Source organism: Xanthobacter aminoxidans (genome assembly GCF_043193615.1).
GTDB lineage: Bacteria > Pseudomonadota > Alphaproteobacteria > Rhizobiales > Xanthobacteraceae > Xanthobacter > Xanthobacter aminoxidans.
In genome coordinates, this window is sequence record NZ_JBAFUS010000001.1 from 1881747 (window position 1) to 1895324 (window position 13578).

The following is a 13578-nucleotide window of genomic DNA, read 5'->3' on the forward strand; positions in this document are numbered from 1 at the left end:
GGCGTCGTCTCAATCATCGCGCGGGGCGGCCGGCAGCAGCAGCGTGACGCGGGTGCCCGCGCCCGGCTCGCTCTCGATGATCAGGTTGCCGCCGGACTGCCGCGCGAAGCCGTAGACCGTCGCGAGGCCGAGGCCGCTGCCGCTCTCCGCCGGCTTGGTGGAGAAGAAGGGATGGAACGCCCGCTCCACCACGTCCGGCGCCATGCCGCAGCCGGCATCCTCCACCACCAGCGCCACGTAGGCGCCGGGCGGCATGTCATCCAGAAGCACGGGCGCGCCGGGGGCAAGGTCACGCAGTTCGGCGCCGAGGCGGATGGTGCCGCGCCCGTCGAGGGCATCGCGCGCGTTGAGCATCAGGTTGAGCAGGCTCGCCTCCAGCTGGCGCGCGTCAACAATGGCGGCACACGGCTCACGCGCAACCAGCCGATCCAGTGCGATGCCGGCACCCAGCGCGGCGTTCGCCTGGTGGATCACCTGGTCGAGCACATGGTCGAGGTCCGTGAGGCGCGGCAGCAGCGGCTGCGCCCGGCCCACGGCGAGCAACTGGCGGCTGGCGGCGATGCCTTCCTCCACCGCGCTGAGCGCATCCGCCACCAGCTCGCGCATCACCGCGCGATCGCCCGGCGGATCGCGCAGCACCTCCTCCTGCAACAGCTTGAGATTACCGCCGACCACCGCGAGGAGGTTGTTGAAATCGTGGGCGATGCCCGCCGAGAGCCGGCCGATGGCCTCCAGCCGCCGGCTGCGGCGCAGCAGTTCCTCCGCCTGCGCCCGCTCGTGGGCCAGCGCGTGGCGATCGAAGCAGCGGCCGAGGGTGGCGAGAAGATCGTCGGGATCAAACGGCTTGCAGACATAGTCATAGGCGCCGGCCTGCAACGCCCGGATGGCAGTGGGCACGGAGGCATAGGCCGTCACCATCACCACCAGAAGGTCCGGCCGGATGCGGCCGAGTTCCGTGGCGAGGGCCACGCCGTCCTCCCGTCCGAGGCGAATGTCCACCAGCGCGACGCCCGGCGCCTCCGCCGCCATGGCTTCCACCCGCGCTCTGGCACCGGCGCCGTCATGGGCGACTGCTATCACATAGCCTTCCATCTCCAGCAGCGCGGCAAGGCTGCCGGCGAAGTCCTGGTCGTCGTCCACGATCAGGACGCGTCGTTCCGCCCTACGCGGCATCGGCATGCTCCCCGGCAGCCGGCAGCGTGATGTCGACGCGCGTGCCCCGGCCCGGCTCGGAGCTGATGGAGACGCTGCCGCCGTGGCGCTCGGTGATGCGCTTGACCAGCGCGAGCCCGAGGCCAAGCCCGAACGGCTTGGTGCTGAACAGCGGCTCGAACAGGCGCCGGCGCACCTCATCATCCATGCCCACGCCATTGTCGGTGACGGTGATGCGCACCCGCTCGCCCTCCGCCGCGGTGACGATGGCGACCCGGCCCGGCGGCGACCCGGCGGGCCGCTCCAGCACCGCCTGCATGGCGTTCTGCACCAGATTGACGAGCACCTGCCGCAGCCGCTCGCCGTCCGCCTCGATGATCCGGTCGCAGTCGAGGTCCAGCGCCAGCTCGACACTGGACAGGGCACGCAGATCCGAAGCCTGCTCGGTGATCCAGGCATCAAGCGCCAGCGGCACCATGCTGACGTCTGGCCGGCGGGAAAACTCCAGCAGATCCTCGATGATGCGCACGCAGCGCCGCACGTTTCGCTGGATGCGGTCCAGTTCCCCCCGCTCGCGCTCGCCGGCGAGGGTGCCCGCCCGCTGCAGCACCGCCACTGAGGTCGTGAGCGTTCCCAGCGGGTTGCGCAGCTCGTGGCTCACCGTCGCGGTCAACTGGCCGATGGCGGCGAGACGCTCGCTGCGCGTCAGCTCCTCCCGCGTCTCGTTCAGCTTCTCCAGCGAGCCGACGAGGTTGCGCTCGGCGAGTTCCCGGCTCTCGTTGGCGAGCACGATCCACCACGCGCTGATGGCGAGCAGCGGCAGCATGGCGAGGAACACGCGCAGCAGCAGCCCGCCATTGTCCAGATGGGGCGTCTCCGCCCCCGGATCGATCAGCCGGTAGGTGAGCAGGAACAGCGCCGCGGTGACCACCGTGAGGGCGACGAGCACGCCGCCGACCTTGAGGAGGCGCTGCGGCATGTGCGGCGCGATGCGCCGCCGGAACCCCTCGCCGAAATAGCGCGAGCGCGAGCTTTCGAGATCCTGATGCGACTTCTTGCAGGCATCGTGGCAGTGCGCGTCGAGGCTGCAGCAGAGCGAGCAGATGGGGCGCTCGTAGAAGCTGCAATAGGCCATGTCGTCCCGCTCATAGCCGTGATCGCAAATCTCGCAGCGCAGGACGGGTCCGGTGCCCTGCGCCAGCGAGGCGTCGACGGGTGGCCGGGCGAGGTAGTAGCGCCCGCGCGTGGCGAAGCCGATCGCGATGGCGGTGAGGAAGGCGACGAGGAAGGAGAGCGGCGCCGCATAGGCCTCGACGGCCGGACCGAAGACCCCGGTGAAGGCGAGGAGGGAGACGAGAGAGCCCGCCGCCATGCCGCCGCAACCCACCGGGTTGAAATGGTGCAGGTGGGCGCGCTTGAACTCGATGAAGCCGGGGCTGACCTTCAGCGGCTTGAGCACCAGAAGATCGGCGATGATGGCGCCGACCCAGGCCATGGCGATGTTGGAATAGACCGCCAGCACCACGTCCAGCGTCTCGAAGATGCCGAGCAGCATCAGCAGCAGCGAGATGAGGATGTTGAACACCAGCCACACCACCCGCCCGGGATGGTAGTGGGTGACGCGGGAGAAGAAGTTCGACCACGCCAGCGAGCCGGCATAGGCGTTGGTCACGTTGATCTTCACCTGCGACACCAGCACGAACAGCGTGGCGCAGAACAGGGCCAGCGCCGGGTTGTCGAAGACGTGCTGGTAGGCGACGAGGTACATGTAGATGGGCTCGAGCGCCGTCTGGTGCGGCAGGCCGGCGCCGAGGACGAGCACCGCGAGCAGGCCGCCGGCGAGGATCTTCAGCCCGCCAATGACGATCCAGCCCGGCCCCGCCATCACCACTGCGCCCCACCAGGCGAGCCGGTTCGACGCCTTCTTCTCGGGCAGGAAGCGCAGATAGTCCGCCTGCTCGCCGATCTGCACCACCAGCGAGCACATGACGCTCACCGCCGCGCCGAAGGCCAGCGCATCGAACCCGGATGATCCGGTGTCGCGGCCGACGAAGCGGGTCCACGCCGCGACCTCGTCCGGTGCCTTCAGCCAGATCATCACGAAGGGCAGCACCATCATCGCGAGCCAGAGCGGCTGCGTCACCATCTGCAGCCGCGAGATCATGGTGATGCCCATGAGCGTGACGGGGATGATGACGACGGACGACAGGATATAGCCGAGCACCAGCGGCAGGTCGAAGTAGAGCTTCAAGGCCTGCGCCATGATGGCGCCTTCCAGGGCGAAGAAGATGAAGGTGAAGCTCGCATAGATCAGCGACGTGACCGTCGAGCCGATATAGCCGAACCCCGCCCCGCGAGTGAGCAGATCGAGGTCGATGCCGTATTTGCTGGAGTAATAGGCGATGGGCAGGCTGGTGACGAAGATGAACACGGACACCGCGAGGATGGCGAGGCTCGCATTGGTGAAGCCGTAGTTCAGCGTGATCGAGCCGCCGATGGTCTCCAGCGCCAGAAAGGAGATGCCGCCGAGCGCGGTGTTGGCGATGACGAAGGGCGACCAGCGACGGAAGGACCGCGCCGTGTAGCGCAGCGAATAGTCCTCCAGTGTCTCGTTGGCGATCCAGGAGTGATAGGACCGCAAAGCGGGCAGTTCGGGCGTTTCCAACGCGTTCTCACCTTGTTATTGCCTCCAAGGCTAGAGGTTCGCGCACGCAGAGGCCAGCCCCGCCGTCCGCGTGTCGCGCCGGTGCCCTCAGCCGCCGCCGGCGACGGCGGTCCAGACGGCCTCGGCGCGGACGGCGGTCACGCCGCCCCGCCGCAGATGACACCCGCTTTTTTCAGATCCTGATACTCTCCGGGGCTCATCCCGATCTCATCAAGCAGCTCGCGATTGTGCTGTCCCAGCTGGGGCGCCGCCAGCCGGATCGACCCGGGCGTCTGGTCGAGCCGCGGCACCACATGGTGCATTGGCAGGAGGCCCATCTCGGCGTCGGGATAGTCGGTAAGCAGTTCGCGTTCGGTGACGTGGGGATCAGCCATGATCTGCGGCGTGTCGTAGATCGGCCCGATGGTGACCTCGGCCTGCTCGAAGAAGGCGACGTTTTCCGCCTGCGTGCGGGCCCCGATGAAGGCCCCGATGATGCGGTCCAGCTCATCGGCATGCTGCAGCCTGTCTGCATTGGTGCGAAAGCGGGGATCGCCGACGAGTTCAGGACGCCCGATGGCCCGGAACAGCCGCTCGGTCATCTTCTGGGTGGAGCCGGACAGGCTGACATAGCCCCCGTCGCTGCACCGATAGGCGTTGCGGGGCGCGGAATTCGTCGATCGGCTGCCGGTGCGCGGCTTCACCTTGCCCGTCAGGCGGTAGTTTGCCGCCTGCGGGCCGAGGATGGCGAACAAAGGGTCCAACAGCGGCAGGTCGATCACCTGGCCCCGGCCGGCCTTCATCTCCACCTCACGCAGGGCGATCATTGCGGCGGAGGCGCCATAGATCCCGGCAACGCCGTCGGCGAGATACATGGGCGGCAGGACCGGCTCGCGATCGGCAAAGCCGTTGATGGCGGCAAAGCCGGACAGGCCTTCGATAACGGTGCCGAAGCCCGGCCGCTGCGCGTAGGGTCCGTCCTGTCCCCATCCCGAGATGCGGATGATGACCAGCGCGGGATTGATCGCGTGCAGCTCAAGCGGCGACAGTCCCATCTGCTCCAGCACGCCGGGGCGAAAGCTCTCCACGAAGATCTGCGCCGACGGCACCAGCTTGCGGATGATCTCGATGGCGCGCGGGTCGCGCAGGCAAAGCGCCAGGCTCTTCTTGTTGCGCCCGTAGATCTTCCAGTGCGTCTCGATCCCTTCCGCCTTCCAGGCCCGCAACGTGTCGCCTTCGGGCGGCTCGATCTTGATGACCTCGGCGCCGAAGTCGCCCAGAATCTGCGTCAGCACGTTTCCCGCAAACAGGCGCGACATGTCGAGGACACGAATGCCGTCCAGCGTTCCGCGTGCCTCTGGCTGATAGTCGAGGGTCCGAAGCGTGCTCATAGGGTCCTTTCGAGCGGATCACTGTCCGCCATGCGCATGACCGCGCGGGCGCGCTCGACGAAGGGCTTGTCGATCATGTGACCGTCGACCAGATAGGCGCCGATGCCGCGCGCCTCGGCATCGGAGGCGGCGGCAACCACCTTTCGCGCCCAGGCGATCTCGTCGGCGTCCGGCGCGAAGATTTCGTTGGCCGTGGCGATCTGGCTGGGATGGATGCAGCTCTTGCCGGAAAAGCCGTGATGCCTGGCGGCGATGCATTCGGTACGGTAGCCGTCGCGGTCGCTGACGGCGGCGAAGGCGCCATCATAGGCGGCGATGCCGGCTTCCGCCGCGGCAAGCCGGACCGCGAGCCGCACATGCGCGAGCGCAGCCCCGTCACGACGTGGGATGCCGCAGGGTTCGAGCAGATCCGCGTAGCCGACCTGCAAGCCTATCACCCACGGATGCGCCGCGGCGAGTTCGGCCGCCTTGCGCAGCCCCCTGGGCGTCTCGATGTTGAGCAGGATCTTCAGGCTGCGGTCCGGCGCGGCGCGTGACCGGCAACCTGCGATCCGGGCGATGGCCTCACCCACGGCGCCCGCCTCCTCCGCCATGGGCAGGTTGACCACGTCGACGTGGAGACCGCCCAGAACCGCCATGTCCGCGTCGAACGCCTCGGTGCCAAAGGCATTGACCCGCATCACGATGGTCTTGGCCGTGGCCGGCCGGCGTTGAAGGAAAGCGGCGAGATTGGCGCGGGCCTGCGGTTTCTGGTCCTGGGCCACCGCATCCTCGATGTCGAACGCCACGGCGTCGGCCTCTGACGCGAATGCCTTCTCGAACAGTTCGGGGCGGGAGGCGGGGACAAACAGCTTGCTTCGCATCAACACGGCCCTCGTCCTCCCCGTGCCGCTGGGCGTTCCGGATGCGGCCGATCTTGCGGGTCGGTCGATGCCGCGTAAAATGCATTAATCGCAATTTTTCATGAGTTTTTTGCATGAAAATCCCCATCGACGGCGTTCAGGCTTTCGTGCATGTCGCCGAGCTCGGGAGCTTCCATCGCGCCGCAGAGCATCTCTTCATCACCCAGACCGCGCTCACCCGCCGTATCCAGCGCCTCGAGGCTTTTGTCGGATTGCGGCTGCTGGACCGGACGACGCGCTCGACCACCTTGAGTCCCATGGGAAAGGAGTTCCTGCCCATGGCGCGCCGCATCATCGATGATCTCGTCGATGGTCTTGACCGGCTGCGCACCTCGTCCCGGCTCGGGGTGGGGGATGTCACCGTGGCGACCCTGCAGTCCGTTGCCTTTCGACACCTGCCGTCGGCGCTGCGCACCTATGCCCGCGCGCACCCGGACAATCGCGTCCAGGTGCTGGAGCGTTCGGGGGCTCTCGTCACCGAGGCGGTGCTGCAGGGGCATGCGGATTTCGGCATTCACATTCAGCAGGATCCTCACCCGGACCTGACCGAAGACATGCTGATGCGCGACCCGTTCGTGCTCGTGTGCAGCCGGTCACATCCCGTGGCCAAGGCAAAGGGCATGGCCTGGTCGGATCTGAAGGGCATCGACCTCATCACGCTCGGCGGCGCGAGCGGCAATCGTCGCAGCGTCGAAGCCCAGTTGGCCAAGGCCGGTCTGAACACCCGTGGCCGGTTCGTGGTGGAGAGCACGCCCAGCGCCATCGCGCTGGCCCGGGAGAATGTCGGCGCGGCGATCCTTCCGGCCGCCATGACCAAGACGCTGGCGGCCGGCCTCGTGGAGGTGCCGCTGGTCGAGCCGGTCGTGTTCCGTCTGATCGCCTTGGTGAAACGGAAGAACGAGACGCTTTCCCCTGCCGCCAGCGCGCTCTACGCGGTGATCAGGAACGAACTCTCGCACGCCCGCACAAAGACGCCGGCAGGACGCGCATAGCGACCCGACGCCGCGTCACAGCGCCCGGGCGACCTCCCGCACGGCATTGAAGAACAGCTCCACCTCCGGCGTGGGTCCATGCCCGGCCCGGGTCGTGAGGCCGACCGGACCGCCGGAAATGGAGGTGGACAGAGGCAGCCGCACGAGGGTGCCGTCTTCCAGATCGCTCGCCACCACGCCTTGGGAGATGACCCAGACAGCATCGCTGGCCAGAACGTGGGCGCGTGAAAAGCTCGGGTCGGTGGTCTCGATCCGTTCGGCCGGGGTCCTGATGCCTTCCAGCAGAAACAGGCGATCGATCTCCGGGCGGATGATGGAACCCGTCCCCGGCAGGATGAGGGGGTGGCGGATGATCTCGGCGAGAGCCACCGGATGGCCGGTTTGCGCCGGGTGGTGCGGCCGGGCGACGAAGACGATGGGCTCCGAATAGAGGTGCTCGAACGCCAGCCCCATCATCACCGTAGGGCCGGCAAGGCGGCCGACCACCAGGTCCAGCCGCCCCTGCTTGAGTTCCTCCAGCAGCCATCCGTTGGGGCCGGCTTCGATGGCGATGGCACCGGCAAGGCCCGCCGCCCTCGCCCGTTGCACCGCGCGGGGCATGATGCGCGCCGCCACCGTGGGCAGGGCGCCGACGCTGAGGGTGGCCACCATGCCGGACTGGGGATGACGCAGGGTGTCGATGCCGCGGTTGAGCTCCACGAAGGCCGCGCCGGCGTGGATCCGGAAGGCCCGGCCCTCGGCCGTGAGCGAGGCCCCGCTGCGGCCGCGATCGAACAGCGCCGCGCCGAGGATGTCCTCCAGCTCCGCGATTGCCCGCGAGACGGCCGGCTGCGTGAGGTTCAGCGCCTCGGCCGCACGCCCGAAGCCGGCGCGGGCCGCCACCTCAAGGAAGCAGGAAATGTGGCGAAGCTTGATTCGGCCGTCGATCATGGCGCGTTACATATCAAAAACGCATGGGAGGATACGAAACTATCATTTTCCATATCGAAATGAACATGAGAGCGTGACCTAGGGTGTACCGCAGCGACCGTTGCGGCACGCCGCTCCGAAGCCATGCAGAGGCATGGCGCATCCTGGTTTCCGCCCACTCACCCGCAAGAGGCGCCATGTCATCCCCCGCCGGCCGATCGCAACGTTGGACCACAGGCATGGCGACCCGTCGCGCGGTGCTCGGGGACGCCCATGTGGAAGCGGCAACGGCCCGCGCCACCCCGCTGGACGAGGCGTTCCAGACCTTCATCACCGAAGGGGCCTGGGGGTCCGTATGGTCGCGTCCCGGCCTAAGCCGGCGCGAGCGCTCGATCATCACCATCGCGCTGCTCGCCGCCCTCGGCCACGACGAGGAACTGGAGATGCACGTCCGGGCGACGCGCAATACCGGGGCCAGCGCCGAAGATGTGTCCGAGGCCCTGATGCATGTGGCGGTCTATGCCGGCGTGCCGGCGGCCAACCGCGCCTACAAGATCGCCAAGGGGGTCTACGCCGAAGCCAGCTCACATGGAGACCAGGGCTGAGACAGGCGGAATAGAAGGCGGGACATACGTCTCCGCCCGGTGAGAAGACCCGCGCGCTGCGTCGGCCGTGACGGGGCGCTGACCGCTCGACAGCGGCGTCGCCGACTGCGTGTGTGCCCTCCAAGAATTCGAGAAACCAGGGAAGAAACGTATGACCACCCAAGACGCCGCCGCTCCCCCGCGCCCTCGCCGAAGCTTTGTGGCCGGATCGGTCTATCTGTTCGAGCGCCTCCTCCCCGATCCCTTCGTCATCGCCATCGGCCTGACGTTCGCGGTGGCGGGGGCGGCGCTGCTATTCGCCCCGAAAGGCGACCTCGTAACGGTGGTGACGTCCTGGTACACGGGCGTCTTCGGCATTGTCGGCTTCGCGTTCCAGATGGTCATGATCCTCGTGACGGGCCATGCCGTCGCGCACGCCCCCGTCGTCCAGCGCGGCCTCAAGACGCTGGTGGCGACGGTTTCCACGCCCAATCAGGCCGTCGTCCTGACATTCCTGGTCGCGGCCGCGGCATCCTGGCTCAACTGGGGATTTGGCCTGGTCGTCGGCGCGATCCTGGCGCGGGAGGTTGCCAAGCGCATCCATCTCGATTTCGGATGGCTTGTCGCGGCCGCCTATTCGGGATGGGTCATCTGGGCCAGCGGCCCGTCGAGCTCCATCGCTCTGTCGCAGGCCACGCATGGCAACGCCCTGAATATCGTCGAAAAGCTCACGGGCAAGTTGCTTCCGTTCGGTGACACCGTCTTCACGACCTTCAATCTGGTCCCGACCGTTCTGGTGGTCATCCTGGTGCCCATCGCCTTCATTCTTCTCAAGCCCCGCGAGGATGAGATCGTCGCTTTCGTTCCCGGGCCCGACGAGCAGGCGGCGCCCGCTTCGGCGAAATCGGCCGGCACCTTTGCCGACAAGGCCAACCGCTCGCGGATGGTCAGCCTCTTCCTGGTTCTGCTCGGCGTGGCCTATCTCGGCGTGTCCTGGACGACGAAGGGCGCCAAGTTTGACGTCAATACCGTCATCCTCATCTTCCTGATCCTGGGTGTCGCCCTCCACGGCACCCCGGTTGCTTATTCCGACGCCATGAAGAACGCGGCGAAGCAGACCGGATCGATGATCCTGCAGTATCCCATCTATGGCGGCATCATGGGCATGATCGACGCCACCGGGCTTGCCGCGATGATCTCGAAGTTCTTCGTCGTGGTGTCGACCGCCCACACCTTGCCGTTCTGGACCTACATCGCCTCGCTGTTCATCACGTTTCTCGTCCCCAGCGGCGGCGGACACTGGGCCGTGCAGGGACCTTTCGCCATACCGGCGGCGGTTGAACTTCACGCCTCCATTCCGGCGGTGACCATGTCTGTCGCCATGGGCGAGCAGGTGTCCAACATGATGCAGCCGTTCTGGGCCCTGCCCGTCGTGGCGATGGCCGGCATCGGCATTCAGCGGGTGCTCGGCTTCACGGTGGTGACGTTCTTCCTCGCGGGCATCATCTACGGTGCCGCGCTGCTGCTGCTCCCGTGACGGGCGTGCCGCATTCCGCCGGAACCGCGCGGCCGTCCACGGCCGCCCCGGCGGGCGCCTGCGATGCCCATTGCCATATCGTCGACCCCCGCTTTTCCCCGTCCGGGACCGGCGGGCCGGCCGGCATGGCGATCGAGGATTATCAGCAGCTCCAAAGGCGGATCGGCACCACACGCGCGGTGTTCGTGCAGGCGAAGTCCCACGGGACCGACCATGCCTGTCTGCTTGATGCCATCAGGCGCCTCGATGGCAACGCCCGGGGCATCGGCGTGCTCCATCCCTCTATCACCGACAGCGAGCTGAAACGGCTCGACGCCGGCGGCATTCGCGGGCTTCGCTTCAGCCTCTGGAAGCCCGCCGATGCGATCGTCACGGTGGACATGATTGAGCCATTGGCGAAGCGGATCGCCGACCTCGGCTGGCACGTCCAACTCCACCTGTCAGGGGATCAGATCGTCGAGGCGGCGGCACTGCTCGCCCGGCTGCCCTGCCCGATCGTGTTCGACCATATGGGACGGCTGCCGCCGGACCGCGGGCCGGATCACCCGGCGTTTGCCGTGATCGTCGACCTCGTGCGCAAGGGGCGGGCGTGGGTGAAGCTCGCGGGCGCCTATCTCAACACCGGGCAGGGACCGCCCTATGGCGATGCCACCCGTATCGCCCGGGCCTATGTGGCGCAGGTGCCCGAGAGGCTCGTGTGGGGCAGTGACTGGCCCCATGTCACCGAGACGCACAAGCCGGACGATGCGGAGCTTTTCGATCTGCTTGCGGTCTGGGCCGGCAGCGATCGCGTGCGCGATCTTATCCTGATCGAAAACCCCGCAGAGCTTTACGGCTTCCGGTAACAGCCGAAACCAGCAGGCCGGACGGACGCCAAAGGCGCCCGTCCGGCTATCGCCTTCGCCGCGAAACCTGAGGCGGGTGCCGTTATTTCGCGGCCGGATGGGCGATGGGATCAAGGCCCGTCTTGCTGATGACGGGAGCGGCCTGCGGGGAGGCGAGGAAGGCGATGAGCTCCGCGCCGGCCTTGGGCGATCCGGCCTTCGAGGAGATGCCGGCAGAGAAGATCGTGATTTTCTGCACGCTCTCGGGAATGGGGCCGACCACGTCCACGCCCGCCACGGGCAGAAGCTCGCTGATCTGCTGGAAGCCCAGCTCGGCTTCGCCGCGCGCCACCACTGCCGCCACGGGCTCAGCCGGGATCATCCGCGCCTTGCCCTTCATCTGCTCCTCGATGCCGAGGCGCTTGAACAATTCATTCTCCACATAGACGCCGCTCGCGCTGTCCGAATAGGCGACGGACTTGGCGTTGAGCAGCGCGGTGCGCAGGGCATCCACGGTGGAGATCTCGGGCTTCGGCGCGCCCGCGCGGACGGCGACGCCGATGGGCGAGCGGGCGAGATCGACGCGCGAGGCCTTGTCCGCTTTCCCCTGCTCGGTCAGTCCGGTGAGAGCCTCGCCCACCATGATGAGCACATCCACCGGCTCACCCCGGTTGAGGCGCACCGGAATGGCGTTCTCCGTGGTGCCCATGGACGGCCCGTAGGCGGTCGACACCTTGTGCCCGGTCGCGCGTTCGAACTGCGGCACCAGCTGCTTGTAGGCAGCCGAAAAGCCGCCCGAAATCATGACACGCACCTCGTCGGCGCGCGCCGAGGCCGGCAGCGCCAGAGCGGCGCCGATCAGCAAGGCGGAAACCCAGCGTCGTGAGATCGTCATTGTCTTTCCTCCCGATATCGATGTCTTGATTTTTTCGGTGCTGCCGGCCGCATGAGCGACGGCCGCGCCCACCGGATCGCGTCGCCCCAGGTCGCGTCCTTTGGCGTCAGGCGCAGCCCGAGCGCTCCTCGACGGAGCGAACAACCATTTTTCTGGTTCAGCGGATTCAGGGGCCGCCACCCGATATGCGGACGCGGCGCCCGGAGGGGCGCCGCGTCCTTGCCTTCAACCTCGGGAGAGGGAGGCGTTGCGACCGCGATAGATGAGGATGGTCGCGATGAGGCCCGAGGCGGCCGCCGCCATGAGCCAGAAGCCGGGAGCCGCGCGGTTGCCCGTCATGTCGATCAGCCAGGTGGAGACCAGGGGCGTGAACGTGCCGAACAGGGCGGCGGCGAGAGCGAAGGCGAGCGAGAAGCAGGTGGTCCGCACATGCGCCGGCACTTCCTCCGACAAGGCGGCCACCATGGCGCCGTTGTAGACGCCGAAGCACATGGAGAACCACAGCTCCACCATCAGCATCTTGTTGAAGGTCGGCTCCACCACCAGCCACGCAAGGGCGGGATAGGCCGTCGCCAGCGCCAGGATGGCGATGGTCAGCAGCACCGGACGGCGCCCCACGCGGTCGGAGATGGCGCCGCCGATGGGCAGCCAGATGAAGTTGGTGGTCGCCACCAGCAGGGTGACGAGGAGGCTGTCGGTAATGGACAGCTTCAGCACGTTCCGGCCGAAGGTCGGCGTATAGACGGTGATGAAATAGAAGGTCACCGTGGTCATGGCCGTCAGCATCATGCCGAGCACCACGATCCGCCAATTCGCCAGCATCGCGGCGAAGACCTCGCTCTGGGTCGGGTGCTTCTTCTGCTTGAGGAACTCGGGGGTTTCCTCCAGCGTACGGCGGATGAAGAAGATGAAGGGGATGATCGCGCAGCCGATGAAGAAGGGAATGCGCCAGCCCCAGGCGGTGATGGTCTCGGCCGGCATCAGCTGGCTCAGCGAGAAGCCGATGATCGCCGCGAAGAAGATGGCAACCTGCTGGCTGGCGGACTGGAACGAGGTGTAGAAGCCCTTGTTGCCGGGCGTCGCGATCTCGAACAGATAGATGGAGACGCCGCCCAGCTCCACGCCCGCCGAGAAGCCCTGCAACAGGCGCCCGAACAGCACGATGAGCGGCGCGGCGATGCCGATCTGCGCATAGGTCGGGCACACGGCGATCAGCACGGTGCCGGCGGCCATGATGCCCAGCGTCACGATCAGGCCCTTGCGGCGGCCGATGCGGTCGAGATAGGAGCCGAGCACGATGGCGCCGACCGGCCGCATCAAGGCGCCGAGCCAGAAGGTGGTGAAGGTGAGGAGCAGTTCCGTGACTTCATTTCCGGTAGGGAAGAACGCCTTGGAAATGGACGTCGCGTAGAAGCCGAACAGGAAGAAATCGAACTGCTCGAGGAAGTTGCCGCTGGTCGAGCGCAGGATGGCTGCGGTTCTCGATTTGATGGCAGGCACCTGTGTGCCCGCAGCGGATGGAACGGCGGCTGCCGAAGGCCCGACCATGCGTTGTCTCCCATGCCGACGCAGCCGCTCGCGGCGTCTCTGCGCTGCTTCTTGTTGCTTCGTCCGGCCGCCTGCAGCCGGCCAGTCCCTTGGCGGGAATCTGGCGCAGCCCATCGCATGACGGCATCGGCGGGAGCCTAGGGGGGAGAACCTGTCAAGAACCTGTCACGTCTTCCGCGACATTGGTCTGATGCGCTCAG

General features: G+C 67.1%; 11 protein-coding genes. 4 read left to right on the top strand and 7 right to left on the bottom strand.

The genetic code is table 11. The annotated features are described in order from the left end of the window. Nucleotides 1–9 precede the first annotated feature (9 nt). From V5F74_RS08660 to V5F74_RS08675, 4 genes are all read right to left on the bottom strand, one after another. Nucleotides 10–1173, bottom strand: a complete 1164-nt coding sequence (locus tag V5F74_RS08660; protein WP_394007375.1) for a response regulator — start codon at nt 1171–1173, stop codon at nt 10–12. Beyond that, a complete protein-coding gene (locus V5F74_RS08665; RefSeq protein ID WP_029555674.1) occupies nt 1163–3817 on the bottom strand; it encodes an ATP-binding protein in 2655 nt (884 codons plus the stop codon). Before V5F74_RS08665 ends, V5F74_RS08660 begins: the two co-directional genes overlap by 11 nt. Nucleotides 3818–3954: 137 nt before the next feature. Beyond that, nucleotides 3955–5187, bottom strand: a complete 1233-nt coding sequence (locus V5F74_RS08670) for a CaiB/BaiF CoA transferase family protein (protein ID WP_029555675.1) — start codon at nt 5185–5187, stop codon at nt 3955–3957. Beyond that, on the bottom strand, nt 5184–6050 hold the full coding sequence (locus V5F74_RS08675; protein WP_394007497.1) for an HpcH/HpaI aldolase/citrate lyase family protein: 867 nt from the start codon (nt 6048–6050) through the stop codon (nt 5184–5186). Before V5F74_RS08675 ends, V5F74_RS08670 begins: the two co-directional genes overlap by 4 nt. Before the next feature lie 113 nt (nt 6051–6163). On the opposite strand from V5F74_RS08675, the gene V5F74_RS08680 reads away from it, so the two are divergent. Then, nucleotides 6164–7081: a LysR family transcriptional regulator gene (locus V5F74_RS08680; RefSeq protein ID WP_029555677.1), complete on the top strand. Its 918-nt coding sequence runs from the start codon at nt 6164–6166 to the stop codon at nt 7079–7081. Between the two features lie 15 nt (nt 7082–7096). Here the strand turns inward: V5F74_RS08680 and pcaQ are convergent, their stop codons facing one another. Further along, the gene (gene pcaQ / locus V5F74_RS08685) at nt 7097–8011 is read right to left on the bottom strand and encodes a pca operon transcription factor PcaQ (protein WP_029555678.1); all 915 of its coding nucleotides are present in this window, start codon (nt 8009–8011) and stop codon (nt 7097–7099) included. 176 nt (nt 8012–8187) lie between these two features. On the opposite strand from pcaQ, the gene pcaC reads away from it, so the two are divergent. The 3 genes from pcaC (at nt 8188) to V5F74_RS08700 (ending at nt 10956) form a co-directional block, all read left to right on the top strand. Then, entirely contained in the window at nt 8188–8595 is a 408-nt protein-coding gene (gene pcaC / locus V5F74_RS08690; RefSeq protein WP_029555679.1) for a 4-carboxymuconolactone decarboxylase, read from the top strand. A gap of 151 nt (nt 8596–8746) precedes the next feature. After that, nucleotides 8747–10111, top strand: coding sequence for a short-chain fatty acid transporter (locus V5F74_RS08695; RefSeq protein ID WP_029555680.1), 1365 nt, complete (start codon nt 8747–8749; stop codon nt 10109–10111). 5 nt (nt 10112–10116) lie between these two features. Then, nucleotides 10117–10956 (top strand): amidohydrolase family protein, encoded by an 840-nt coding sequence (locus V5F74_RS08700; RefSeq protein WP_394007379.1) that lies wholly within the window; start codon nt 10117–10119, stop codon nt 10954–10956. 82 nt (nt 10957–11038) lie between these two features. On the opposite strand, the gene V5F74_RS08705 is transcribed toward V5F74_RS08700, so the two are convergent. Both V5F74_RS08705 and tcuC read right to left on the bottom strand, forming a co-directional pair. Beyond that, complete coding sequence (locus V5F74_RS08705; RefSeq protein WP_394007381.1) at nt 11039–11830, bottom strand: substrate-binding domain-containing protein; 792 nt, start codon at nt 11828–11830, stop codon at nt 11039–11041. A 225-nt stretch (nt 11831–12055) separates the two neighbouring features. After that, nucleotides 12056–13378, bottom strand: a complete 1323-nt coding sequence (gene tcuC / locus V5F74_RS08710; protein ID WP_029555683.1) for an MFS transporter — start codon at nt 13376–13378, stop codon at nt 12056–12058. Nucleotides 13379–13578 lie beyond the last annotated feature (200 nt).